Origin of the sequence: Kitasatospora sp. NPDC097691 (assembly GCF_040302665.1) — a bacterium.
Taxonomy (GTDB): domain Bacteria; phylum Actinomycetota; class Actinomycetes; order Streptomycetales; family Streptomycetaceae; genus Kitasatospora.
Window position 1 is genome coordinate 1 of record NZ_JBEORY010000057.1, and the last position, 23,616, is coordinate 23,616.

Here is a 23,616-nt window from a genome sequence, read left to right on the forward strand (position 1 = left end):
GTACTGCAGGGGGGACCCTGTGGGAGAGTAGGACGCCGCCGAACAATCATTGTGAAGAACCCCCATCCGGATTCCGGATGGGGGTTCTTCGCGTTCCCGGACCAGTGAGGGGCCGTTCGGGGAGGCGCCCCCAAAAAATCTTGGCCGGCGGTGTCGAGAAGCCGTGGTCTGCTCCGTCCCCGGGGTGAATGCGGCCCACAATGGGTGGCACCAGCACCGAGGGAGAAGCACGATGGCCAAGTACCTGCTGCTCAAGCACTACCGAGGCGCCCCGGACGCGGTGAACTGCGTGCCGATGGACCAGTGGACGCCGGAGGAGATCTCCGCGCACATCCGGTACATGCAGGACTTCGCGGTCCGGCTGGAGAAGACCGGCGAGTTCGTCGACGGCCAGGCACTCGCCCCCGAGGGGACGTGGGTGCGGTACGACGGTGAGGGCCGCCCGCCGGTCACCGACGGCCCGTTCGCGGAGACCAAGGACCTCATCGCCGGCTGGATGGTGATCGACGTCGACAGTTACGAGCGCGCCGTCGAACTGGCCGGGGAGCTGTCGGCGGCGCCGGGGGCGGGCGGCAAGCCGATCCACGAGTGGCTGGAGCTGCGTCCGTTCCTGGCCGCGCCGCCGACCATCACGGAGTGACCTTCCCGATGAACGAGGCCCTGCTCCGGAGCCTCACGCCGAGCGTGCTCGGGATCCTCGTCCGCCGCGGAGCCGACTTCGCGGCGGCCGAGGACGCGGTTCAGGAAGCGCTGGTCGAGGCGGTCCGCGTCTGGCCGGGTGAGCAGCCCCGCGACCCCAAGGGCTGGCTGGTCACCGTGGCCTGGCGCAAGTTCCTCGACGTTGCGCGGTCGGACACCGCCCGCCGCCGGCGTGAGGACCTGGTCGACCAGGAGCCGGCTCCGGGGCCGGCGGCCGAAGAGGACGACACGCTCCGGCTCTACTTCCTGTGCGCCCACCCGTCGTTGACGCCGTCCTCGGCGGTGGCGCTCACCCTGCGGGCCGTGGGAGGTCTGACCACCCGCCAGATCGCGCAGGCCTATCTGGTGCCGGAGGCGACCATGGCCCAGCGCATCAGCCGGGCCAAGCGCACCGTCTCCGGCGTGCGGTTCGACCAGCCGGGTGACCTCTCCACCGTGCTGCGAGTGCTGTACCTGGTGTTCAACGAGGGGTACTCCGGGGACGTCGACCTCGCCGCCGAGGCCATCCGGCTCACCCGGCAGCTCGCGGCCGCGATCGACCACCCCGAGGTGGCCGGACTGCTGGCCCTGATGCTGCTGCACCACGCCCGACGGGCCGGCCGCACCGCGTCCGACGGCAGCCTGGTGCCGCTGGCCGAGCAGGACCGCAGCAGGTGGGACACCGGGTCGATCGCCGAGGGCGTCGGGATCCTGCAGGGCGCCCTCGCCCGCGACCGGTTGGGCGAGTTCCAGGCCCAGGCCGCCGTGGCCGCGCTGCACGCCGACGCGCCCACGGCCGAGGAGACGGACTGGGTGCAGATCGTCGAGTGGTACGACGAGCTCGTGCGCCTGACGGGCAGTCCGGTCGCCCGGCTCAACCGTGCGGTGGCGGTCGGCGAGGCGGACGGGCCGCGGGCCGGGCTGGCGGCGCTCGCGGAGCTGGACGACTCGCTGCCCCGCCACACGGCGGTGGCGGCGTACCTCCACGAGCGCGACGGCGACCCGGGGACGGCGGCACGGCTGTACGTCGAGGCGGCGCAGAAGGCGTCCAACCTCGCCGAGCGCGACTACCTGACGCGTCAGGCGGCCCGGCTCAACGCCGGGTTGAACGCCCGTCGGCCACGCTGAGGGGGGCGCGCTGCCCGAACGGGTCAGAGGCGGCCGGCCGCCTTCAGCGCCAGGTAGGTGTCGGCCAGGGCCGGGGCGATCTGCGTGGGCGGGGCGTCGAGGACGGTGACGCCGTGGCGGGTGAGACGGTCGGCGGTGGTGCGGCGGTCGGCGCGGGTCTGCTCGGCGGCCGCCGCGCCGTAGACCGCCTCGACGGTGCCGCGGCCGGCGGCGAGGACGTCCAGCTGCGGGTCGGCGACGGAGGCGAGGACGACCTCGTGACGCTTGGTGAGCAGCGGCAGCAGCGGGCGCAGGCCGTCCTCGACCGGCGCCGCGTCGAGGCCGGTGAGCAGGACGATCAGCGAGCGCTGCGGCGCCATCTTGAGGGCGGTGGAGACCAGCGAGCGCATGTCGGTCTCGTGCAGCGCGGGCTCCAGGCCGGCCATCGCGTTGGTGAAGGCGGGCAGCACCTCGTGGGCCGAGCAGCCGGCCACGGAGACGCGCTTGACGGCGTCGTGGGCGAGCAGGTCGACGCGGTCCCCGGCGCGGGTGGCGAGGGCGGTGAGCAGCAGGGCCGCGTCGAGGGTGGCGTCCAGTCGGGGGGCGTCGCCGACACGGCCGGCCGAGGTGCGGCCGGTGTCGAGGACGACGAGGATGTGCCGGTCGCGTTCGGGGCGCCAGGTGCGGACGGCGACGGTGTTGCGGCGGGCGCTGGCGCGCCAGTCGATGGAGCGGACGTCGTCGCCGGGCAGGTACTCGCGCAGGGAGTCGAACTCGGTGCCCTGGCCGCGGGTCAACACCGAGGTGCGGCCGTCGAGTTCGCGCAGGCGGGCGAGCCGGGAGGGCAGGTGCTTGCGGCTGGCGAACGGGGGGAGCGCGCGGACCGTCCAGGGGACCAGGTGGGAGCCCTGGCGGGCGGCGAGGCCGAGCGGGCCGAACGAGCGGACCGTCACCCGGTGGGCGTGGTGGTCGCCGCGGCGGGTCGGGCCGAGCACGGTGACGGTCCGGCGCCGTTCGCCGCTCGGGACGGTCAGGGTGTGCCGGGAGGCGGTCTCGGCGGTGCCGGGGCGCCAGGAGGACGGGGCCCAGGCGTCCCGGACCAGGGCGCGGAGGGGACGCCCGGAGGGGTTGGTGACGGTCAGTTCGACCGACGCCGGCTCGCCGAGCCGGACGGTGGTGTCGCCGCCCCGCTCGAACCGCAGGCCGCGGACGGGCGCGGCGAGCACCAGGTCGACCGCGGCGGCGAGCAGGACCACGCCGGTGACCAGCCAGATCCCGGACGTCGACGGCAGCAGCAGGCCCACGACGAGCGCGCCGAGCGCGGCGAGCAGGGCGGTTCGCCCGGTGAGGGCCATGCGGTGCGCTCCTTCGGAGACCCGTCGCCCCGGGCCCCGCGGCGGGACGACGGGCGGCGGGGCGCGGTCGGTGGATCAGGCGGATCGGTCGGGATCAGGCGGATCGGTCGTGTCAGGCGGATCAGGCGGATCAGGTGACCGGTCGGATCAGCGGGGTGCGGGCGTCTGGGCGAGGACCGCCTGGATGACGGAGTCCGCGGTGACGCCCTCCATCTCGGCCTCGGCGCGCAGTGCCACCCGGTGCCGCAGGGTGGGCAGGGCGAGCGCCTTGACGTCGTCCGGGGTGACGTAGTCGCGGCCTGCCAGCCAGGCCCAGGCCCGCGAGGCCGCGAGCAGGGCGGTGGCGCCGCGCGGGGAGACGCCGATGGACAGCGACGGGGACTGCCGGGTGGCCCGGCAGAGGTCGACGATGTAGGCGAGGACCTCGGGGGACACGGTCAGCTTGGCGATCTGCGCGCGGGCGGCGGCGAGGTGCTCGGGCCCGGCGACCGGGCGGACGCCGGCGGCGGCGAGGTCGCGGGGGTCGAAGCCGGCGGCGTGCCGGGCGAGGACCTGGAACTCCTGGTCGCGGTCGGGCAGCGGCAGGATCAGCTTGAGAAGGAAACGGTCCAGCTGGGCCTCGGGCAGCGGGTAGGTGCCCTCGTACTCGACCGGGTTCTGGGTCGCGGCGACCAGGAACGGGACGGGCAGGGCGCGCGGTTCGCCGTCGACCGTGACCTGGTGCTCCTCCATGGCCTCCAGCAGGGCGGCCTGGGTCTTCGGCGGGGTGCGGTTGATCTCGTCGGCGAGCAGCAGGTTGGTGAAGACCGGGCCGGGCTGGAAGGAGAACTCGGCGGTGCGCGCGTCGTAGACGAGCGAGCCGGTGACGTCGCCGGGCATCAGGTCGGGGGTGAACTGGATGCGCTTGGTCTCCAGGCTGAGCGCGGTGGAGAGGGTGCGGATCAGCAGGGTCTTGGCGACGCCGGGGACGCCCTCCAGCAGCACGTGGCCGCCGCAGAGGAGCGCGACCACCAGCCCGGTGACGGCGGCGTCCTGGCCGACCACGGCCTTGCCGATCTCTGCGCGCAGGGCGGTCAGTGCCGCCCGTGGGTCGGTGCTGCCGGGGGTAGCGGTCGCCGTGCCGGGAACGGTGCGGAGCTGGGCGGTTGCCTGGTCGGTCACGGGTTCCGTACCTGCCTTTCGAGGGTGTCGAGGTCGTCGGCGAGCCGCAGCAGTGCGGCGTCGTCGGTCGGGGGCGGGCCGTACAGCAGGCCCCGGACGTCCCCGGCGGGCCGGTCGGGGAGCCGGTCGGCCACGGCCGCGCAGAGTGCTTCGGGGTCGGGCACGCCGGCCCGGAGCGGGACGCCCAGGGCCGGGGCGAGGCGGTGGGCGGCGGCACGGCGCAGGGCCTCGGCGGCGCGGCCGTGGGCCTTGGCGCGGCGGTAGAGGCGGGCACGGCCCTCGGTGGTCTCGGAGGCGCGGACCACCACGGGCAGGTCCTCGCTGACCACCGGCCCGAGCCGTCGGCCGCGCCAGAGGGCGGCGAGCCCGGCGGCGACGACGAGCTGGTAGTAGGCCCAGTGCCAGCCGCTCGGGATGTAGTCCTCGAAGCTCTTGATGCCGTTGTCCTCGGCGAGCGGGGCGGAGTAGTCCGGCAGGTGCCAGGTCAGGCGGGGCTGCGAGCCGAGCAGGCCGAGCGCCAGGGCGGCGTCGCCGTCCGTGGCGAGCTGCCCGTTCTGCAGGAAGGCGCCGCTGCCGAGCACGATGACGTCGCCGCCGTCGTCGTTCCGGGTGCCGACCAGCGGGTAGCCGTGGCCGCGCGGGTAGCAGCCCTCGCCGCGGCTGCCGCTGGTGTAGAGCATGCCGCCCAGGTGGGCGCTGCCGGCCCGGGCGGCCTCGATGAGCGCGCACTCCGCGTCGGTGCTGCGGACGGAGGCGTACGGCAGGCCGCCGTCCTCCTCGGACAGCCGGATGCCGGGGGCTAGCGCGGTGAGGGCGCCCGGGCCCGGGGCGATCAGGACCAGCCGCCGGTGCCGGGCGGCCGCGACGGCGCGCAGCTGGGCGGGGGAGAGCAGGTCGGGCTCGGGCAGGACGAGGGTGTCGGGGCCGGCCGGGCTGCCGGTCGGGTCGGCGGTGAACTCGGCCTTGAGGCCCTGGCGTTCGAGGAGTGCGACGACGGCGTGGGCACCGTCGTCGTCGTACGAGCGCGGGTCGAGCCGTGGGTAGAGGTGGTCCCGGCCGAGGGAGGTCACGAGGAGGGCGCCGATCAGCAGGGCGCCGAGGAAGGCCAGGTACCAGCGGGCGCGGCGCCACAGGCCGCGCCCGGTGGGGGCGAGGCTGGTCGGGGCGGTGCCGGGGGGCGTCTCGGAGACCGGCGGCGCGGCTTCGGTGGCGGTCATGCCGTTCCTCCCGGGGCCCGGGCCGGCGCGGGGGCCGGGACGGCCGCCGAGCCCGGTACGAGGACGGGACGGGAGCGCTCCAGCGTCCGGTCCAGCTCGTGCAGCAGTCGGTACGCGGCCTGGTCGGCGGTGCGCTCGCCGTACGCGATGTCGTCGAAGGTCCGGGCGGCCGCGGCCAGTGCGGCGGCGTGCTCGGGCAGCGCCCGGCCGGCCTCGGCGGCGGCCTCGTCGGCGGTGCGGCCGGGGCGGGTGTCGAGCAGGGTCCGCTCCTCCAGGCTCCGGACCAGGGCACGCATCTGCTCGCGGACGGCCTCGACCCAGCGCCCGGCGGCGGCGTGCTCGGCGGCGTCCGCCCGGTACTGCGCGGCGCTGCGCGGGCCCTCGACGCCGTACACGTCCCCGATGGTGCGGGCGGCGCGTCGGGGCGCGCCGAGGCGCCACCACAGTGCGGCGCCGATCAGCACCGCGACGATCAGGAAGAGCACCAGGCCGGTGGTGCCGTCGGTGCCGTCGCCGGAGATGCTGCCGAGCGCGCCGGAGATGTGGTCCCAGAACCAGTCCGTTACCCGTTGCAGGATCGACGGGTCGTGCTTGTGGTACTCGGCGTCGAGCAGCTCGTCCCGGGCGGCGTCGCGCGCGGGATCGCGCGGGACGGTGACCGGGGCGCCGCCCGCGGCGAGGAGCCTGTCCCCCCAGGTAGGCATCCGGTTCAGCGCCCCGCCGGGGTCTGGTCGGCCCGCTCGCCCCAGCCGGTGCCGCCGTACTCGGGGAGGCCGGCGGCGCGGGCGAGCTCGATGTCCAGGGCCTCGCGGCGGATCCGCTGGTCGACGTAGAGCAGTACGCCGACGGCGGCCATGAAGGGGGTGGTGAGGGTGCCGGCGATGATCCCGGCGACCGCCATGAGGGCCACCATCGCGGCGCCCTGCTGGGCGGCGCCGGTCAGGCCCCGGCTGTCGAGGCTGTCGAAGCCCAGCACCACGCCGAGGAAGCGGAACGGGACGGCGATGACCACCGCGACGACCATCGACAGCAGCTTGCTGACCAGGGTGATGCCGAACACCCGCCACCAGGCGCCGCGGACCAGGCGTCGCGAGCGGGACAGCGCGGTGGTCACGCCCTGCTTCTCCAGCATCAGCGCGGGGGCGGCGAGGCTGTAGCGGATCCACAGCCAGGCGGCCACCGGCAGGGCCAGCAGGCCGACGAGGGCCAGCAGCACGACGGTTCCGGGCTCAGTGGCGCCGGAGGTGATGTAGCCGACGTACGGCGCGAAGCCGAGCAGGGCCACACCGAAACCCATCAGGGCGGTGAGCAGGGTGAGCCCGAGCAGCTGCAGGAGCCGCGGCCGGGCGTCGCGCCAGGCCTCGCCGGCCGTCGCGGAGCGGCCGAGTACGGCGCGGCTGACGACGATGGTGAGCAGCGCGGCGGCCAGTACGTCGAGCAGCAGCTGCAGCGGCAGGGCGGCCAGCAGCCGCAGGGTCTGGGTGGCGGCGCCGGTCTTGCCCTTGACCAGCAGGTCGACCACGACGGTCCCGCCCTGGGCGACCACCGCGATGCCGAGTGAGAGCGCGAGTACCGTCCGCCACTGCCGGCGGACGGTGCTGACGGCGCCGTCGAGCAGTTCGCCCATGCCGAGGGGGCGCAGCGGGATGACGCCGGGCTTGGGGCTCTGCGGCGCGCCCCAGCCGTACGGCCGCGGGCTGCCGGGGGGCTGCTGTCCCCACTGCGGACGGCCGTGCTCGCCCGGGTGGGCGTTCCGGCCGGGGGTGGTCTGCGGTGGTGCCGACGGCCCGGGCACGGCGGCGGGCGCGTCGACCGGGGGCCGGACGCCGTCGCGGGGTGGCTCGGACGAGCCGGGCGAGGCCCAGCCCGGAGTGTCGGTCATCACTGCTCCTCGGAGGGGCGTCGTGGGCGCGACTCCGGATGGATCTTCCACCCGCGCGCAGCGCCAATCGTGCCATGGGGTCGGAGCAGGCCCCATGGGGATCCGGTTGCTGATCGGCAACGGGGGCCCGCGGTGGGGCGGGCTGCGGGCCGCGGACGGTTCGGAGGTGCTCCGCCGGGGGCCATTCGCCCGGTATGGCCGGAATTCACCCGGCGCAGGAGTTGGCCGTTCTGGAGCAATGGCACTGCTGTGCGGCAGGTCACAATCCGGTAATGAGAAGATGGACGCATGAAGGGACGCGTCCTCGTCGTTGATGACGACTCCGCACTGGCCGAGATGCTCGGCATCGTGTTGCGTGGTGAGGGTTTTGAGCCGTTTTTCGTCGCCGACGGGGACAAGGCACTAGCCGCGTTCCGGGAGACCAAGCCCGACCTGGTCCTGCTCGACCTGATGCTGCCCGGTCGGGACGGCATCGACGTGTGTCGGCAGATCCGGGCCGAGTCCGGCATTCCGATCGTCATGCTGACCGCGAAGACCGACACGGTCGACGTCGTGGTGGGCCTGGAGTCGGGCGCCGACGACTACGTCACCAAGCCGTTCAAGCCCAAGGAGCTGGTGGCCCGGGTTCGTGCCCGGCTGCGCCGCGCCGAGGAGCCGACGCCCGAGCAGCTGACCATCGGCGACCTGGTGATCGACGTGGCCGGCCACTCGGTGAAGCGGGACGGCCGGGGCATCCCGCTGACTCCGCTGGAGTTCGACCTGCTGGTCGCGCTGGCCCGCAAGCCCTGGCAGGTGTTCACCCGCGAGGTGCTGCTGGAGCAGGTCTGGGGCTACCGCCACGCGGCGGACACCCGCCTGGTCAACGTCCATGTGCAGCGCCTCCGTTCCAAGATCGAGAAGGACCCGGAGCGCCCCGAGATCGTGGTGACCGTCCGCGGCGTCGGCTACAAGGCCGGACCCAGCTGACGTGACGGACCGGGCTGACGAGACCCCGTCGGGTACCGCGACCGACGGGGCCGGGGCCGTGCGCGGGGACGTGCTGAGTTCGACCACCCGCCGCCGCCGCGGCCCTTCCGGCGTGATCGGACTGGTGAAGCGTCAGCTGCGCCGTCCCACCCACCGGGTGACCGCGCTGTACCGGCGGTCGATCCAGCTGCGCGTGGTCGCGGTGTCCCTGCTGGCCTCCATCGCGGTGGTCCTGGTGCTGGGCGTGGTCGTGGTGGCGCAGGTGCGCACCGGCCTGCTCGACACCAAGATGGACGCCGCGCGGGCGCAGGCGAGGATCGGCTTCCAGGTCGAGCAGAAGAAGATCGACGAGGCCAGGGACCAGAAGCTGCGGGGCACCGCCGACCCGACCGTCGACGAGACCGGCACCTGGCTGCTGCGGCAGGTCAACGACCTGGCCGGGAGCGGGCAGACGGTCTACTCGGTGATCGCGATGGCGCCCGGCACCGGCGCCGTCGTCCCGGACAGCGGGGGCTTCGCGCCGCGCTACTCGGGCGACATCCAGCCCAGCAGCATCCCGGACACCCTGCGGGCCAAGCTCATGTCCGAGCCCGGCCAGATGTTCGACCAGCCGACCCGGATCCACCGGGCGCCCGAGAGCAGCGTGAAGTCCGAGCCCGGGCTGGCCCTCGGCATGCAGTTCGTCGGCCCGGCCGGGAACAGCTACCAGATGTTCTACGTGTTCTCCTTCGGCCAGGAGACCGACACCCTCAACCTGGTCACCGGCACCCTGGCGACCGCCGGCGTGTTCGTGGTGATCCTCATGGGCGGCATCGCCTGGGTCGTGGTGCGCCAGGTGGTCACCCCGGTCCGGATGGCCGCCGGGATCTCCGAGCGGCTCGCCGACGGGCACCTGGAAGAGCGGATGAAGGTGACCGGGACGGACGACATCGCCCGCCTCGGGGAGTCGTTCAACCGGATGGCCAACGCCCTGCAGGCACAGATCCGCCAGCTGGAGGAGCTGTCCCGGGTGCAGCGGCGGTTCGTCTCGGACGTCTCGCACGAGCTGCGCACCCCGTTGACCACGGTGCGGATGGCCGCCGACCTCATCTACGACAGCCGCGAGGACCTGGACCCGATGGCGGCCCGCTCCGCGGAGCTGCTGCAGGGCCAGCTGGACCGCTTCGAGTCGCTGCTCGCCGACCTGCTGGAGATCAGCCGCTTCGACGCCGGCGCCGCCATCCTGGACGCCGAGCCGGTCGACCTGCGGGAGATCGTCGGTCGGGTGGTGGAGGCCGCCGAGCCGCTGGCCGAGGCCAAGGGCAGCGCGGTGGTGATCCGCGGCGACGGCGAGCCGGTGCTGGCCGAGGTGGACTCCCGCCGCATCGAGCGCATCCTGCGCAACCTGGTGGTCAACGCGCTGGAGCACGGCGAGGGCCGCGACGTGGTGGTCCGGCTGGGCTCCGCGGACGGCGCGGTCGCGGTCGGCGTGCGCGACTACGGCATCGGCCTCAAGCCGGGCGAGGCGTCCCGGGTGTTCCACCGCTTCTGGCGGGCCGACCCGTCCCGGGTGCGGACCACCGGCGGCACCGGCCTCGGCCTGTCCATCGCGGTCGAGGACGCCCACCTGCACGGCGGCTGGCTCCAGGCCTGGGGCGAGCCCGGCGGCGGGTCGCACTTCCGGCTCACCCTGCCGCGCACCCGCGGCGGCGAGATCTCCCGGGCGCCGTTCCGCCTCGAACCGGAGGACTCCCGCAACAACCGGGGCCTGGGCACGTACGGCATGCCGTACCGGCGGGCGATCAGCCCGGTCGGTTCGACGGCGATGACCGTCGCCGAGGAGCCCGCGGAGGCGCCGGACGTCAGCGGACCCGGGTTCGGCAGCGGGCTCGGCGGGGTGCTGAACATCGGCCCCGGCCTCGGCCGGAGCCGAATGCCCGAGGGGCCGCGCTCGGACCCCTCGGACGTGCGGACGGCGGGAGCGGGTTACGGGGCGACCGGCGCCCAGGTCATGGTGGACCCGACGCCCGGACGGCCGTCGGTGGCACAGCGGACGGCGGAGCCGGACGTGACGGGTGGGACGGACGTGGAGGGGTCGCAGCGTGCGAGGGACGAGCAAGAGGACTGAGCCGCGGCTCCTCGCGGTGGCCGGCGCGCTGCTCGCCCTGACGGCGAGTGGCTGCGCCGCCATGCCCGACTCCGGTGGCATCACCAAGGTGGAGCTGAACCAGGGCTCGGCGGACAAGAACCTGCAGGCCAGGGTCTACCCGGTGGCGCCCGGCAAGGGCGCCAAGCCGCGCGAGCTGCTGACCGGGTTCCTGGACGCGGTGACCGCCGACGAGGGGTACGAGACCGCACGCAAGTACCTCACCGAGAGCGCCGCCGCGGCCTGGAAGCCGGAGGCCGGGATCCGGGTGCTCTCGTCCACGACCATCCCCGGTGGTCAGGACGTCATCGACACCGACTCCCAGGCCACGGTGACGGTGAGCGGGCAGCTGGTCGCCAGCGTCGACGAGAGGCACTCGTACCTGCAGGTGGCCGGGCAGAACAACAACGTCTCGTCCGACTTCACCTTCGTCCGGGAGAAGGACGGCGAGTGGCGGATCGACAAGCTGCCGCCCGGCGTGATCATGAACGAGACCAACTTCCGGAACAGCTTCCGGCAGGTCGAGCGGTTCTTCTACACCGCCCCGGACCCGTCCGCGGTGGCCTCCGGCAACGTCGGCCAGGAGGTGCTGGTCGCCGACCCGATCTACCTGCGGCGCCGAATAGACCCGCTGACCACGGCCGCCCAGGCGCTGGCCGGCGGGCCCTCGACCTGGCTCTCGCCGGTGGTCCGGACGGCCTTCCCGAACGGCGCCAAGGTCGACCGGGTGACCATCGACGACAGCCGGGTCGCCCACGTGCAGCTCGGCGCGGCGGACGTCGGCGAGCCGATGGCCTGCCGGCGGATGGCGACCCAGCTCTTCTACACCCTCGCCGACCAGGGCAAGGGCCAGGTCGAGCGGCTGGAACTGAAGGGGCAGCGCGGCTCCTGCACCGCCAGCCGCACCGACGTGCCGGCCACCGGCCCCGGCGCCCTGGCCGGGCCGACGCCCACGACGCAGTACTACCAGCGTGCCGACGGCGCCCTGGTGGCGACCGACGAGGGCCGCCCCGGGGACCCGGTCCACGGCGTCCTCGGCCGGCCGCAGTCGAACACCAAGCCGGCGATCGGCGCCATCGCGGTCGGCCGGGGCGGCTCCCAGGCCGCCGCGATCAGCGAGGACGGCCACCAGGTCTACTCGGTGCCGCTGACGGACGCCGCGGTGGGCCTGGGCGATCCGGTGCTCTCCTCGCAGGCGAAGCCCGGCGACAAGGAGGACGGTTTCGCGTCGCCCAGCTGGGACGGCCGCGGTGACCTCTGGGTGGTGGACCGCAACCAGCAGGGGCAGCGGGTGGTGATGGTGCGCGGCAACAAGGCGTACACCGTTCCGGTCGAGGGCCTGACCGGGCAGACCGTGCAGTCGCTGAAGATCTCCTCGGACGGTGTCCGGGTGGCCCTGGTGGTCAAGACCCCGGGCGTGGCCATCCGCTCGCTGATGTTCGGCCTGGTGGTGCACGGCGGCACCCCGCAGGCACCGACGGTGAAGATCACCGGGCTGCGCCGGGCGGCCCCCACGCTCACCGACGTCGCCTCGGTGTCCTGGGCGGAGACCGACCAGCTGCTGGTGCTGGGCAAGGAGGCCGACCGGACCCAGCAGCTGTACTTCATCAGCACCGACGGGTCGCAGAGCACGGACACCCAGCTGCAGAGCGCCGAGAGCATGATGACCGTCGCGGCCTCGGAGTCCCGGGGGGACCGCCTGACCCAGGCACCGCCGGTGCTCGCGATGGCGGAGGTCAAGCAGGCGGACGGCAAGCCGAGCGAGCTCAAGGCCTACCGCCTGGTCAACAACCAGTGGCGGGAGGCCCCGCTGATCGACAAGCCGAAGTCCTTCTTCTACGCGGGCTGACACCGCGTCCGGGCGGGCCGACGCACCGTCCGGGCCGGTCCGGGGCGCCGCCGGTACGGGCTGACGCGTCGTCGGCGACGCAGGTCGGCCCGCCGGTCACCCCGCCGGGTGCAGCTCGGTGGCCGCGACCGTGGCGGCGGCCCAGGCCGGCAGGCCGGCGTCGGCCAGTGCCCGGGCGGCCTCGGCGAGGCTGGCCCCGGTGGTCACCAGGTCGTCCACCAGGACGGGGTGACGCCCTGCCAGGCCCGCCCTCGCCCGCGGCAGCACGGTGAGTGCGCCGTGCAGGTTGCGGCGGCGCTCCGCCGCGTTCAGCCCGGTCTGGTCGGCGACCGGTCGGGCGTGACGCAGCATCGACGCCGCCCGGGCGTCCAGGCCTGCCCGGCGCAGCGAGCGGGCGGCGGCCCCGGCCAGCCGCAGCGTCGGGTCGTGGCCGCGGGCGCGGACGGCCGCGCGGGCCGAGGGCATCGGCACCAGCAGCAGCGGCGCGGCACCGGCCCGCGCCCCCAGGGCGGAGCGCACCGCCCGTCCGAGGGCCTCGCCGAGCGGGCCGACCAGCCGCAGCGCGCCCCGCTCCTTGTGTGCGAGCAGCAACTGCCGGACCGGGTCGGTGTACGGGGCGGCGGCGTGCGCCCAGGGCAGCAGGGTGGGGCCGGGCCGCGCGCCGGCGAGGACCCGCCGGCAGGCCGGGCAGAGCTGGGTGCGTTCGGTGCCGCAGCCGGCGCAGTTCGCGGGAAGCAGGACGTCCAGCAGCCCGGCCAGTGCGTGGCCGAACGGTCCGTGTCCGGACGGTGGACGGGTGGGGGAGGGGGGCGGCGGCACGGCTGCTCCTGGCGGCGGCGGGCACGGGGAGTGAGCAAAGGATGCGCCGTATGGGGGTCGTTGTCCAGGTATTTACCCATACTTCACTCTCGGGAGGGTAGACAGGGTGCAACAGCTTGACCGCCCGATCGCAGTATCGGGTCATACCCCCCTTCCCGCCCGGGGAGGCGAAAACCCCGTGTGAGGTGTTCGATAAGGCACCAGGGGGGTTTCAACCGTCCCTGGTGGGGAGGAAGTGAGGTGAGGGCCAGTCGTTTCCCGCCGCTGGCGGCGGGGGGCGGGGGGCCGGCAGTGGACGGGCTGGTCCAGCTGGGTCTCAGCCCGATCCGGTAGCACCCGGATCGGCGTCAGCACGAGGGATCGGAGTTCTGCGTGGACATCGTCGTCAAGGGCCGCAAGACCGAGGTGCCCAAGAGGTTCCGCGAGCACGTGGCCGAGAAGCTGGAGAAGGTCCAGAAGTTCGACGGCAAGGTGATCAGCCTCGACGTCGAGGTGTCCAAGGAGCACAACCCGCGGCAGGCCGACCGGTCGGAGCGGGTGGAGATCACCCTCCGTACCCGTGGGCCGGTGATCCGGGCCGAAGCCGCCGCCGGCGACCCGTACGCGGCGCTCGACCTGGCTTCGGCGAAGCTCGACGCGCAGCTGCGCAAGTCCGCAGACCGGCGCCGGGTGCACAAGGGCGGCGCGAACGGCCGCACCCCCATCAGCGTCGCCGAGGCGACCGCGGCCCTGGCCGCGCTGCCGGAGCCGTCGCTGGAGGGCGGCACGAACGGCGCCGTCCGCAAGACCATGATGGGATCCCTGGAAGTGGAGGGCGAAGGCCCGCTGGTGGTCCGGGAGAAGACGCACCCGGCCGCCCCCATGGCGCTGGACCAGGCGCTCTACGAGATGGAGCTGGTCGGCCACGACTTCTACCTCTTTGTGGAGAAGGACAGCGGCCTGCCCAGCGTCGTCTACCGCCGGCACGGCTACAACTACGGTGTCATCCACCTGCAGACCGATCTGCAGGCCGGGCCGGGCAGTGGCGCGGGAGGCGCGATCGGCGGGGCCGACGACGAGGACTGACCGTCCGAGCAGCGATGGAGGGGTGACCCCGGTGGCCGCGGCCGCCGGGGTCACCGGCGTTCGGGGGCCGGGTGGTTCGACCGCGGTCGGGTTCCGGGCGCGGGGTCACCCGATGCGAGGGAATCGGCACCGGAGGGTGACCGTGGCGGCGGCCGGGCGTGGAATGATTGGCGCACGACGACCCGCGAAGGGGGAGGAGCGGATGGGGGATCACTTCGGGCTGGGGCCCGCGGCTGGGCCCGGACTGCCGTTGGGGCCGGAGGAGGAGCCTGCGTACGCGCCGCACCGGGGTGAGCCGATCCGTGTGCTGGTGGTGGACGACCACGCGCTGTTCCGGCGGGGATTGGAGATCGTCCTGGCGGAGGAGCCGGACATCAAGGTCGTCGGCGAGGCGGGGGACGGTGCCGAGGCCGTGCTGAAGGCCGCCGACCTGCTGCCCGACATCATCCTGATGGACGTCCGGATGCCGCGCCGCAGCGGGATCGAGGCCTGCACGGCGATCAAGGACGTGGCGCCCAGCACCAAGATCATCATGCTGACGATAAGCGACGAGGAGGCCGACCTCTACGAGGCGATCAAGGCGGGTGCCACCGGCTACCTGCTGAAGGAGATCTCCACCGACGAGGTCGCCACCGCGATCCGCGCGGTCGCCGACGGGCAGTCGCAGATCAGCCCGTCGATGGCCTCCAAGCTGCTCACCGAGTTCAAGTCGATGATCCAGCGCCGCTCCGACGACCGGGACCTGGTGCCCGCACCCCGGCTCACCGACCGGGAGTTGGAGGTGCTCAAGCTGGTGGCGACCGGGATGAACAACCGGGAGATCGCCAAGGAGCTGTTCATCAGCGAGAACACCGTGAAGAACCACGTGCGCAACATCCTGGAGAAGCTCCAACTGCACTCCAGGATGGAGGCCGTGGTGTACGCGATGCGGGAGAAGATCCTCGAAATAGGGTGAGCCGGGCCGGGCGGGCTCACCCGCCCGCCGGCCGCTCCTTCGCGGCGGGGCTCAGGCGTCCGCCAGCAGCTTCTCCAGGGCCGGGCGCAGGCGCTCGTCGTGCAGCGCCTCGACCCGTACGGTGTCGCAGCCGACCCAGGCCGCCGCCTCGCGCAGGGCCGCCGCCAGCGGTTCGAGGTGTCGGGCGCCGCCCCGGTCGTCGGCCAGCGAGAGCTGTCGGGCGATCAGGGTGCGGCCCTCGCGGGCCGGGTCGACCCGGCCGACCAGCCGGCCGCCGGTCAGCAGCGGCATCGCGAAGTAGCCGTGCACCCGCTTGTGCTTGGGGGTGTAGGCCTCCAGCCGGTGCGACATTCCGAAGATCCGCTCGGTGCGGGCGCGGTCCCAGATCAGCGAGTCGAACGGCGAGAGCAGCGTGGTGCGGTGGCGTCCGCGCGGGGTGCCGGCCAGGGCGGCCGGGTCGGCCCAGGCCGGGGCCGGGGTGCCGTCCGGGCCCCAGCCGGCCACCTCGACCGGGACGAGCCCGCAGTCGGCGAGCACCGGGTCCAACTCCTCGGCACGCAGCCGGTGGTAGTCCAGCAGGTCGGCCCGGGTGGCCACGCCGAGCGCGGCGCCGGCCTGCGCGACCAGGGTGCGCACGCACTCCTCGTCCGACCGCTCCTGCCCGAACAGCGCGGCCGGGATGGCCTGTTCGGCCAGCGCGTAGACGCGCTTCCAGCTCCGGCGCTCGGTGCAGACCACGTCGCCGAAGGCCAGCGCCCGCTCGACCGCGATCTTGGTGTCGGACCAGTCCCACCACTCGGCGGTCTTCTTGGCACCGCCCAACTCGGTGGAGGTCAACGGCCCCTCGGCGCGCAGCCGGTCGAGCACCAGCCGGTAGGCCTCGGGCGTGACCTGGTGGCCCCAGAGGTGGCCGCGGTCGCGGTAGCGGCGGCGCCGGAAGGCGAACAGCGGCCACTCCTCGACCGGCAGGACGCAGGCCGCGTGCGACCAATACTCGAAGCTCGTGCCGCCGCCCCAGTACGCGGCCTCGACGGCCGGGCGGCCGACCGCGCCGAGACGGGCGTACGGCACCAGCTCGTGCGAGCGGGCGAGCACCGAGATGGTGTCCAGCTGGACGGCGCCCAGGTGCCGCAGTACCCCGCGAACGCCGGCCCGGCGGTCGGGCGCGCCGAGCAGACCCTGGGCCCGCAGGACGATCCGGCGGGCGTCGTCGGCGCTCAGGACGGTGACGGGGGCGCTGTGCGGGGCTGCGGCGGTCATGCCGGCGAGCGTAGCCCCGGGGACTGACAGCGCCCCGGGCGCCGACAGCGGCCCCGGGCCCGCGTCAGTCCAGGTCGGAGGCCAGCAGCGAGGCGACCCAGGCGTCGTGGAAGACGCCGCGCTGCTCGGCGTACGAGCGCAGCGTGCCCTCGAAGCGGTAGCCGACCCGTTCGGCGACGGCGCGGGAGCCCTCGTTGCCGACGTAGGCCTGCCACTCCAGGCGGCGCAGGCCGAGTTCGCGCAGGCCGAAGCGGGAGACCGCGCGGGCGGCCTCGACCGTGTAGCCGCGGCCGCGGAACTCCTTCGTGGCCCACCAGCCGATCTCGGCGCACCCCGGGTCGTTCTCGCGCAGGACGAGGCCCTGGGAGCCGACCAGGGCTCCGGACCCGCGCTCGAACACGCACCAGATCCGGTTCGCGCCCGTCCGCCAGCCGCCGACGGCGAGATCGCGCACGAAGAACTCCGCGTCCTGGCGCCGGTACGGGGAGGGGACGACCGTCCACCGCTGGATCTCCGCGTCCTGGCAGGCGGCGAAGACGGCGTCGATGTCCGATTCCGCCGGGGCGCGCAGGACGAGGCGCTCGGTGGTGAGGGTGACCGGTTCGCTCGGGGGCTCTTCCATGAACGGATTATTTCTCCGGAGCGGAATAGCGGGCATCCGAATAAGGGGCCAACTCCTCGGCCCGTCGACCGATTTGTCCGGGTGGACGGTGCTATCGGGCCATGTGCTCGCGCGGGTGACACGGGAATACCGTGCTGACGCACCTCCCGGGGCATTGGACTCCTCGCATACGATGGCCCGTGCGGTGGGGTGGACCCCCCGTGCAGTCGTCCAGTGCCAATACAGGCAAGGAGCCCGCTCAAGTGTCCGTCTTCGACAAGATCCTGCGCGCAGGCGAAGGCAAGATCCTTCGCAAGCTGCAGCGGATTGCTGCCCAGGTCAACTCCATCGAAGAGGACTTCGTCAACCTCACCGACGCCGAGCTGCGGGCACTGACCGACGAGTACAAGCAGCGGCTCGCGGACGGCGAGAGCCTGGACGACATCCTCCCCGAGGCGTTCGCCACCGTCCGTGAGGCCGCCAAGCGGGTGCTCGGCCAGCGGCACTACGACGTCCAGCTCATGGGTGGCGCGGCGCTGCACCACGGGTACGTCGCCGAGATGCGCACCGGTGAGGGCAAGACCCTCGTCGGCACCCTGCCGGCGTACCTGAACGCGCTGACCGGCAAGGGCGTCCACCTGATCACCGTCAACGACTACCTCGCCGAGCGCGACTCGGAGTGGATGGGCCGGGTGCACCGCTTCCTCGGCCTCGAAGTCGGCGTGATCCTGGGCAACATGACGCCCGCCGAGCGCAAGCGCCAGTACGGGATGGACATCACGTACGGCACGAACAACGAGTTCGGCTTCGACTACCTGCGCGACAACATGGCCTGGTCGAAGGACGAACTCGTCCAGCGCGGCCACAACTTCGCGGTCGTCGACGAGGTCGACTCGATCCTCATCGACGAGGCCCGCACCCCGCTGATCATCTCCGGCCCGGCAGACCAGGCGACCAAGTGGTACGCCGACTTCGCCAAGCTGGTGCAGCGCCTGAAGATCGACCGCGACTACGAGGTCGACGAGAAGAAGCGCACCGTCGGCATCCTGGAGGAGGGCGTCAGCCGGGTCGAGGACTACCTCGGCATCGACAACCTCTACGAGTCGGTGAACACCCCGCTGGTCGGCTTCCTGAACAACGCCATCAAGGCCAAGGAGCTGTACAAGGCGGACAAGGACTACGTCGTCATGAACGGCGAAGTCATGATCGTCGACGAGCACACCGGTCGCATCCTGGCCGGCCGCCGCTACAACGAGGGCATGCACCAGGCGATCGAGGCCAAGGAGGGGGTGGAGGTCCAGAACGAGAACCAGACCCTGGCCACCATCACCCTGCAGAACTTCTTCCGCCTGTACGACAAGCTCGCGGGCATGACCGGTACCGGCACCACCGAGGCCGCCGAGTTCCACCAGATCTACAAGCTCGGCGTGGTGCCGATCCCGACCAACAAGACGCCGCTGCGCATCGACCAGCCCGACCTGATCTACAAGTCGGAGCCGGCCAAGTTCGCCGCCGTCGTCGAGGACATCGCCGAGAAGCACGAGAAGGGCCAGCCGGTGCTGGTCGGCACCGTGTCGGTCGAGAAGTCCGAGTACCTGTCGCAGGAGCTGCGCAAGCGCGGCATCCCGCACGAGGTGCTGAACGCCAAGCACCACGAGCGCGAGGCGCAGATCGTCGCGCAGGCCGGCCGCAAGGGCGCCGTCACCGTCGCCACCAACATGGCCGGCCGCGGTACCGACATCATGCTGGGCGGCAACGCCGACCACCTGGCCGCCGCCGAGCTGGCGCAGCGCGGGCTCACCCCGACGGACACCCCGGACGAGTACGAGGCCGCCTTCCCGGCCGCGCTGGAGAAGGCCAAGGCCTCGGTCAAGGCCGAGCAGGACGAGGTCAAGGAGGCCGGCGGCCTCTACGTCCTCGGCACCGAGCGGCACGAGTCCCGCCGGATCGACAACCAGCTGCGCGGCCGCTCCGGCCGTCAGGGCGACCCGGGCGAGTCCCGCTTCTACCTGTCGCTGGGCGACGACCTGATGCGCCTGTTCAAGGCCGGCATGGTCGAGCGCGTGCTCTCGATGGCCAACGTGCCGGAGGACGTGCCGATCGAGTCCAAGATGGTCACCCGCGCGATCGCGTCCGCGCAGACCCAGGTCGAGCAGCAGAACTTCGAGATCCGCAAGAACGTCCTCAAGTACGACGAGGTGCTCAACCGCCAGCGCGAGGTCATCTACGGCGAGCGCCGCCGCGTGCTGGAGGGCGAGGACCTGCAGGAGCAGGTCGGCCACTTCATGGACGACACCGTCGAGGCCTACGTCAAGGCGGCCACCGGCGAGGGCTTCGAGGACGACTGGGACCTGGACAAGCTCTGGTCCGCGCTCAAGCAGCTCTACCCGGTCACCCTGGACCTGGCGGACCTGGAGGAGGAGGCCGGCGGCTCGGCCGGCCTGACCCCCGAGTTCCTGGTCAAGGTCGTCCAGGAGGACATCCAGGCGCAGTACGGCGCCCGCGAGGACCAGCTCGGCGCGGAGATCATGCGCGAGCTGGAGCGCCGGGTCGTGCTGTCGGTGCTGGACCGCCGCTGGCGCGAGCACCTCTACGAGATGGACTACCTCCAGGAGGGCATCGGCCTGCGGGCCATGGCGCAGCGCGACCCGCTGGTCGAGTACCAGCGCGAGGGCTTCGACATGTTCACCGCGATGATGGAGGGCATCAAGGAGGAGTCCGTCGGCTACCTGTTCAACCTGGAGGTCCAGGTCGAGCAGCAGGTCGAGGAGGTCCCGGTCGAGGACGCCCAGGTGGTGCTCGACAAGCTGGAGAAGGACGCCGCCCGCCCGGAGATCAAGGCCAAGGGCCTGGAGGCCCCGAAGCCGCAGCGACTGCACTACACGGCCCCCTCGGTGGAGGTCGGTGGCGGTGTGGTCGAGGGCGACTTCGAGGACCTCGCGCCGGAGGACGAGGGCGACGGGATGACCCGCGCCGAGCGCCGCAAGGCCGCCAAGTCGGCCAAGGGCCGCCGCCGCAAGAGCTGAGCCGTCCGCACGGCCCGGGCGGGCCGTGGGACACCAGGCAGGACATCGCGCAGGGCGCCGCTCCCGGACGGGGGCGGCGCCCTGCGCCGTTCCCGGGCCGTGCGCCGTCACCGGGCCTCCACGGCGGTGCACTGCCACTGCCCGGCCGGGCCGCGCTGCTCCAGCCGGAAGGCCACCATGTGGTGCCGTCGGCCGAGGTCGACCCGGACGCAGGCCTCGACCGCGTCGGGCGAGGGCGAGCGGTCGTGCACCGGGCCGAGCCGGGGCCGGTCGGCGGCCCCGCCGCGGCGCAGCGCGCCCATCCGGACCAGCGAGGCGAGCTGCCCGTAGCCGTCCAGGCTGGTGTGCCGCATCAGCTGGCCGGAGGGCCGCGCGCCGGTGAGCACCTCGACCAGCTGGTGGGCGAACCGGGAGGCCAACGCGCGGGGGTCGTGCCCGGGAGTGCCCGTGCAGGCGGCGCGCGGGTGCCGGGGTCGGCGCCCGGCCGGGTCGCAGGTGCCGTCGGCGGTGCGCGGGCGGTGATGCGGACGGGCGGTGAGGCGGGCGTCGGGACGGGCGGTGGGACGGGCGTTGGGGTGCGCGGTCACGGTGGCTCCTCGACAGGGTGGTGCGGGTACGGACGGGGCCAGGCTGGCGGTGCCCCGCGCGGGGCCGCAACGCCTTTCCGGGGCGGCCGGAGCCGGCCTCCGAGTTCACCTATCCGGGTGAACCGGCCAGTGCGGCGACGGGCCGGCGCGGCGGTCGAGCGGCGTCCGGTTGACGTGTGGCGGCGAGCCGTACGGCCCGAAAGGGGACGCTCCGACTGGGCGGACCGGGTGGCGGCGTCGGGCTGTCGCATTGCGCCGCCCGGGCCCGGCGCGCACCATCGGAGCTTGACCGGGAACCGAGGGGAGCGGCAGCCACCCCCCACGACGACGGGCGGCCGGTATGACGACACGGGCAGTAGCGGTGCCGACCCCGGCGGGCGCGGGCACCGCCGCGCGCGCCGGGGGCGCACCCCGTCGCGGCCTGGTCCTGGGCGGCGGTGGCATGCTCGGAGCGGCCTGGACGGTCGGCGCGCTGTGCGCCGTCGAGGAGGCCACCGGGCGGCAGCCGGGCGAGGCCGACGTCCTGCTGGGCACTTCGGCGGGCGCGATCCTCGCCGCGATGCTGTCCGGCGGTGTCCGCCCCGAGCAGCTGCGCGACCACCAGCGCGGGCTGCCGATCGAGGACGGCCCGCTGGCCGGGCTCGCCTTCGACTACGACACGGCGGTCGGCGGTGCGACGCCGCCCCGCCCCCGGGCCGGCATCGGCTCGCCCGACCTGCTGCGTGACGCCGTCCGGCACCCGCGCGAGTACCCGCTGCTGACCATGGTCTCGGCGATGGCACCGCACGGCCAGGGCTCGCTGGCGCCGGTCGGCGAGCTGGTGCGCGGCCTGCTCGGGCCGGGCGGCTGGCCGGACCCGGACCCGGACCCGGGCGCGGACGCCCCGCCCGCGCCCACCCCGGGCACGGCCGCGGGCGCCGGTGACGCCGCGGGCTCGCCCCTGCGGGTCGCCGCCGTGGACTACCGCAGCGGCCGCCGGGTGGTCTTCGGCGACCCGGACGCCCCGGCGGTCGCGGTCGCCGACGCCGTGATGGCCTCCTGCGCGATCCCCGGGTGGTTCGCGCCGGTGCGCCTGAACGGTTCGGCCTACGTGGACGGCGGCTGCTGGTCGGCCACCAACGCCGACCTGCTGCTCGGCCGGGGGCTGGACGAGGTGTACGTGCTGGCCCCGATGGCCCTGCGGCTGGATCCCCGGCCCGAGCGGGTGGAGCGGGCCGGGCGCGCCGACGGGTCAGGGTCGGCCGGGCGCGGGCGCGACACCCTGGCCGCGCTGCGCGAATGGCGCACCCGGGACCGTCCGCGCGGCGTGCTGGCCCAGCTGGTCAGCCGCTACCGCCGCGCCGTCACCCGGCAGCTGCTGCGCGAGGCCGCGCTGCTGCGGGCCGAGGGCGTCCGGGTGCGGCTGCTCGCGCCGACCCTGGCGGACCTCGCGGTGATGGGCCCGAACATGATGGACCCGGCCCGCCGCGGCGCGGTCCTGGAGAGCGCCCTGCGCACCAGCCGGGAGGCGCTGCGGGCCGCGCGGTGATCGGCCGGACCCGGGACGGGAGGTGATCACGGGAGCCCGGCGGAGCTTATTCTTGGGGCGCTGGAGAATCCGTTCCGCTGGACGAAGCCCGCTGGACCGAACCGGAGAGTGCCACCGATGCGCGTGTACGTGCCCACCACCCTGACCGGCCTGGCGGCGGCGCGCGAGGGCGGCGCCCTGGAGCAGTCCGCGGCGTACGCCGTGACGCCCGCGCTGCGCGAGTGGTACGTCAGCGACGACATCGAGGAGCTGGAGTACGCGGCGCTGAACCGCGCCGCCCAGGCCTCCCTGCGGCTGCTGGCGGCCGAGCCGGACGCCCCGCGCCGCCGGGTCGTGGTGGCGCTGGACGTGGCCGACGCGTCCGTGCGGCCGTTCCCCGGCGACGAGTACCAGGACCAGGCCTCGCTCGGCCGGGTGGTGCTGGCCGGCCCGGTGCGGCTGGCCAAGGCGGCGGCGGTGCACGCGGACGTGTCCGACGACGAGGTGGTCACGGACGTCGCCGCGGCGGTCGCCGCGGTCGCCGCGGCCGACGCGGGCGACCAGGACGCCCAGTTCACCGTGGACGGCGCCGAGGACCACGACCTGCTCTGGTTCGCGACCCAGGAGATCCCCTCGCTGCTCGCCTGAGGCGGGTGCGCGAGGGGTGCGCGACGGGGTGCCCGAGGCGGGTGCGTGAGCTCCGCCCTACCGGCGTGTCGGTGCCCGGCGTTACCGTTGTCCCCCGTGCGCACTCACATCGTTTGGGACTGGAACGGCACCCTCTTCCACGACATGGAAGCGGTGCTCGGGGCGAGCAACGCCGCTTTCGCGACCATCGGCGTCGGGCCGATGAGCCTGCAGGAGTACCGCGAGCAGTACGAGATCCCGATCCCGCGCTTCTACCGGCGGCTGCTCGGCCGGGATCCCTCCGAGGAGGAGTGGCTGAAGCTGGACGACGCCTTCCACGACCGCTACCGCGAGCTGAGCCCGTCCTGCGGGCTGACCGAGGGCGCCCGCGACCTGGTGGCCGGCTGGCAGGCGGCCGGGCACAGCCAGTCGCTGCTGTCGCTGTACGTCCACGACCAGCTGGTGCCGCTGGTCGACACCTTCCGTCTGACCGGCCACTTCCTGCGGGTGGACGGCCGCAGCGGCCCGGCCGGCGGGCAGAAGGCGGAGCACCTGGTCCGGCACCTGGCGGCGCTCGGCGAGCAGGTGGACCCGGCCCGGACCGTGCTGATCGGCGACGCCGCGGACGACGCCCTGGCGGCGCTGAGCGTGGGCGCGCACGCGGTGCTGTACACGGGCGGCTCGCACACCCGGGAGAAGTTGGAGCCGGTCGGCGTCCCGGTGGTGGACACCCTTGCCGAGGCGGTCGCGCTGGCGGGCCGGATCACCGGCTGAGCGCGCCCGGGCGGGGCCGCAGTGGCGGGCGCCACGTCCGCCGTCCGCGTGTCTG

At 73.9% G+C, this 23,616-nt stretch carries 20 protein-coding genes; 11 read left to right on the plus strand and 9 right to left on the minus strand.

Annotated features, from left to right (window positions below; genetic code table 11):
* The first annotated feature begins 232 nt into the window (after nt 1-232).
* Together ABTY56_RS30195 and ABTY56_RS30200 are read left to right on the plus strand one after the other, a co-directional pair.
* Nucleotides 233-640 (plus strand): YciI family protein, encoded by a 408-nt coding sequence (locus tag ABTY56_RS30195; RefSeq protein WP_350632527.1) that lies wholly within the window; start codon nt 233-235, stop codon nt 638-640.
* Nucleotides 641-648: 8 nt separating this feature from the next.
* The gene (locus ABTY56_RS30200; RefSeq protein WP_350632562.1) at nt 649-1,806 is read left to right on the plus strand and encodes an RNA polymerase sigma factor; all 1,158 of its coding nucleotides are present in this window, start codon (nt 649-651) and stop codon (nt 1,804-1,806) included.
* A gap of 23 nt (nt 1,807-1,829) precedes the next feature.
* Here ABTY56_RS30200 and ABTY56_RS30205 read toward each other — a convergent pair whose 3' ends face one another.
* From ABTY56_RS30205 to ABTY56_RS30225, 5 genes are all read right to left on the minus strand, one after another.
* Nucleotides 1,830-3,140, minus strand: coding sequence for a DUF58 domain-containing protein (locus ABTY56_RS30205; protein WP_350632528.1), 1,311 nt, complete (start codon nt 3,138-3,140; stop codon nt 1,830-1,832).
* A 147-nt stretch (nt 3,141-3,287) separates the two neighbouring features.
* On the minus strand, nt 3,288-4,301 hold the full coding sequence (locus tag ABTY56_RS30210; RefSeq protein ID WP_502893214.1) for an AAA family ATPase: 1,014 nt from the start codon (nt 4,299-4,301) through the stop codon (nt 3,288-3,290).
* The gene (locus ABTY56_RS30215) at nt 4,298-5,518 is read right to left on the minus strand and encodes a DUF4350 domain-containing protein (RefSeq protein WP_350632529.1); all 1,221 of its coding nucleotides are present in this window, start codon (nt 5,516-5,518) and stop codon (nt 4,298-4,300) included. Before ABTY56_RS30215 ends, ABTY56_RS30210 begins: the two co-directional genes overlap by 4 nt.
* Nucleotides 5,515-6,222, minus strand: a complete 708-nt coding sequence (locus ABTY56_RS30220; protein WP_350632530.1) for a DUF4129 domain-containing protein — start codon at nt 6,220-6,222, stop codon at nt 5,515-5,517. The genes ABTY56_RS30215 and ABTY56_RS30220 overlap by 4 nt, the downstream gene beginning before the upstream one ends.
* A 5-nt stretch (nt 6,223-6,227) precedes the next feature.
* Nucleotides 6,228-7,400, minus strand: a complete 1,173-nt coding sequence (locus ABTY56_RS30225; protein ID WP_350632531.1) for a DUF7847 domain-containing protein — start codon at nt 7,398-7,400, stop codon at nt 6,228-6,230.
* A 288-nt stretch (nt 7,401-7,688) separates the two neighbouring features.
* Here ABTY56_RS30225 and mtrA point away from each other — a divergent pair, with 288 nt between their 5' ends.
* Genes mtrA through ABTY56_RS30240 form a run of 3 tightly spaced genes read left to right on the plus strand, consistent with a single transcriptional unit; the run spans nt 7,689 to nt 12,340 of the window.
* On the plus strand, nt 7,689-8,366 hold the full coding sequence (gene mtrA / locus ABTY56_RS30230) for an MtrAB system response regulator MtrA (RefSeq protein ID WP_030061806.1): 678 nt from the start codon (nt 7,689-7,691) through the stop codon (nt 8,364-8,366).
* 1 nt (nt 8,367) lies between these two features.
* Nucleotides 8,368-10,473 (plus strand): MtrAB system histidine kinase MtrB, encoded by a 2,106-nt coding sequence (mtrB, locus tag ABTY56_RS30235; protein ID WP_502893215.1) that lies wholly within the window; start codon nt 8,368-8,370, stop codon nt 10,471-10,473.
* Complete coding sequence (locus ABTY56_RS30240) at nt 10,448-12,340, plus strand: LpqB family beta-propeller domain-containing protein (RefSeq protein ID WP_350632532.1); 1,893 nt, start codon at nt 10,448-10,450, stop codon at nt 12,338-12,340. Before mtrB ends, ABTY56_RS30240 begins: the two co-directional genes overlap by 26 nt.
* Nucleotides 12,341-12,436: 96 nt before the next feature.
* On the opposite strand, the gene ABTY56_RS30245 is transcribed toward ABTY56_RS30240, so the two are convergent.
* Entirely contained in the window at nt 12,437-13,159 is a 723-nt protein-coding gene (locus ABTY56_RS30245; protein ID WP_350632533.1) for a ComF family protein, read from the minus strand.
* 372 nt (nt 13,160-13,531) lie between these two features.
* On the opposite strand from ABTY56_RS30245, the gene hpf reads away from it, so the two are divergent.
* Both hpf and ABTY56_RS30255 read left to right on the plus strand, forming a co-directional pair.
* Complete coding sequence (hpf, locus tag ABTY56_RS30250) at nt 13,532-14,224, plus strand: ribosome hibernation-promoting factor, HPF/YfiA family (protein WP_350521750.1); 693 nt, start codon at nt 13,532-13,534, stop codon at nt 14,222-14,224.
* A gap of 202 nt (nt 14,225-14,426) precedes the next feature.
* Nucleotides 14,427-15,179 carry a response regulator gene (locus ABTY56_RS30255; protein ID WP_350521751.1) on the plus strand — a complete coding sequence of 251 codons (753 nt, stop codon included), beginning with the start codon at nt 14,427-14,429 and terminating at the stop codon, nt 15,177-15,179.
* A 51-nt stretch (nt 15,180-15,230) separates the two neighbouring features.
* Here the strand turns inward: ABTY56_RS30255 and ABTY56_RS30260 are convergent, their stop codons facing one another.
* Together ABTY56_RS30260 and ABTY56_RS30265 are read right to left on the minus strand one after the other, a co-directional pair.
* Nucleotides 15,231-16,439, minus strand: coding sequence for a winged helix-turn-helix domain-containing protein (locus ABTY56_RS30260; protein ID WP_350632534.1), 1,209 nt, complete (start codon nt 16,437-16,439; stop codon nt 15,231-15,233).
* A gap of 64 nt (nt 16,440-16,503) precedes the next feature.
* Nucleotides 16,504-17,061 carry a GNAT family N-acetyltransferase gene (locus tag ABTY56_RS30265; RefSeq protein ID WP_350632535.1) on the minus strand — a complete coding sequence of 186 codons (558 nt, stop codon included), beginning with the start codon at nt 17,059-17,061 and terminating at the stop codon, nt 16,504-16,506.
* Between the two features lie 242 nt (nt 17,062-17,303).
* Here ABTY56_RS30265 and secA point away from each other — a divergent pair, with 242 nt between their 5' ends.
* Entirely contained in the window at nt 17,304-20,066 is a 2,763-nt protein-coding gene (gene secA, locus ABTY56_RS30270) for a preprotein translocase subunit SecA (RefSeq protein WP_350632536.1), read from the plus strand.
* Between the two features lie 107 nt (nt 20,067-20,173).
* Here the strand turns inward: secA and ABTY56_RS30275 are convergent, their stop codons facing one another.
* Entirely contained in the window at nt 20,174-20,653 is a 480-nt protein-coding gene (locus ABTY56_RS30275) for an Rv3235 family protein (protein ID WP_350632537.1), read from the minus strand.
* A gap of 340 nt (nt 20,654-20,993) precedes the next feature.
* Here ABTY56_RS30275 and ABTY56_RS30280 point away from each other — a divergent pair, with 340 nt between their 5' ends.
* The 3 genes from ABTY56_RS30280 (at nt 20,994) to ABTY56_RS30290 (ending at nt 23,561) form a co-directional block, all read left to right on the plus strand.
* Nucleotides 20,994-22,181: a patatin-like phospholipase family protein gene (locus tag ABTY56_RS30280; protein ID WP_350632538.1), complete on the plus strand. Its 1,188-nt coding sequence runs from the start codon at nt 20,994-20,996 to the stop codon at nt 22,179-22,181.
* 117 nt (nt 22,182-22,298) lie between these two features.
* Nucleotides 22,299-22,808 (plus strand): DUF6912 family protein, encoded by a 510-nt coding sequence (locus ABTY56_RS30285; protein ID WP_350632539.1) that lies wholly within the window; start codon nt 22,299-22,301, stop codon nt 22,806-22,808.
* Nucleotides 22,809-22,904: 96 nt separating this feature from the next.
* The gene (locus ABTY56_RS30290) at nt 22,905-23,561 is read left to right on the plus strand and encodes an HAD family hydrolase (protein WP_350632540.1); all 657 of its coding nucleotides are present in this window, start codon (nt 22,905-22,907) and stop codon (nt 23,559-23,561) included.
* Nucleotides 23,562-23,616 lie beyond the last annotated feature (55 nt).

Coding starts and splice junctions, on each gene's coding strand:
- ABTY56_RS30200 (WP_350632562.1), top strand. CDS start 649: ATGAACGAGGCCCTGCTCCGGAGCCTCACGCCGAGCGTGCTCGGGATC.
- ABTY56_RS30265 (WP_350632535.1), bottom strand. CDS start 17,061: ATGGAAGAGCCCCCGAGCGAACCGGTCACCCTCACCACCGAGCGCCTC.
- ABTY56_RS30255 (WP_350521751.1), top strand. CDS start 14,427: ATGGGGGATCACTTCGGGCTGGGGCCCGCGGCTGGGCCCGGACTGCCG.
- ABTY56_RS30220 (WP_350632530.1), bottom strand. CDS start 6,222: ATGCCTACCTGGGGGGACAGGCTCCTCGCCGCGGGCGGCGCCCCGGTC.
- ABTY56_RS30260 (WP_350632534.1), bottom strand. CDS start 16,439: ATGACCGCCGCAGCCCCGCACAGCGCCCCCGTCACCGTCCTGAGCGCC.
- ABTY56_RS30195 (WP_350632527.1), top strand. CDS start 233: ATGGCCAAGTACCTGCTGCTCAAGCACTACCGAGGCGCCCCGGACGCG.
- ABTY56_RS30225 (WP_350632531.1), bottom strand. CDS start 7,400: ATGACCGACACTCCGGGCTGGGCCTCGCCCGGCTCGTCCGAGCCACCC.
- ABTY56_RS30215 (WP_350632529.1), bottom strand. CDS start 5,518: ATGACCGCCACCGAAGCCGCGCCGCCGGTCTCCGAGACGCCCCCCGGC.
- mtrA (WP_030061806.1), top strand. CDS start 7,689: ATGAAGGGACGCGTCCTCGTCGTTGATGACGACTCCGCACTGGCCGAG.
- ABTY56_RS30285 (WP_350632539.1), top strand. CDS start 22,299: ATGCGCGTGTACGTGCCCACCACCCTGACCGGCCTGGCGGCGGCGCGC.
- ABTY56_RS30280 (WP_350632538.1), top strand. CDS start 20,994: ATGACGACACGGGCAGTAGCGGTGCCGACCCCGGCGGGCGCGGGCACC.
- ABTY56_RS30205 (WP_350632528.1), bottom strand. CDS start 3,140: ATGGCCCTCACCGGGCGAACCGCCCTGCTCGCCGCGCTCGGCGCGCTC.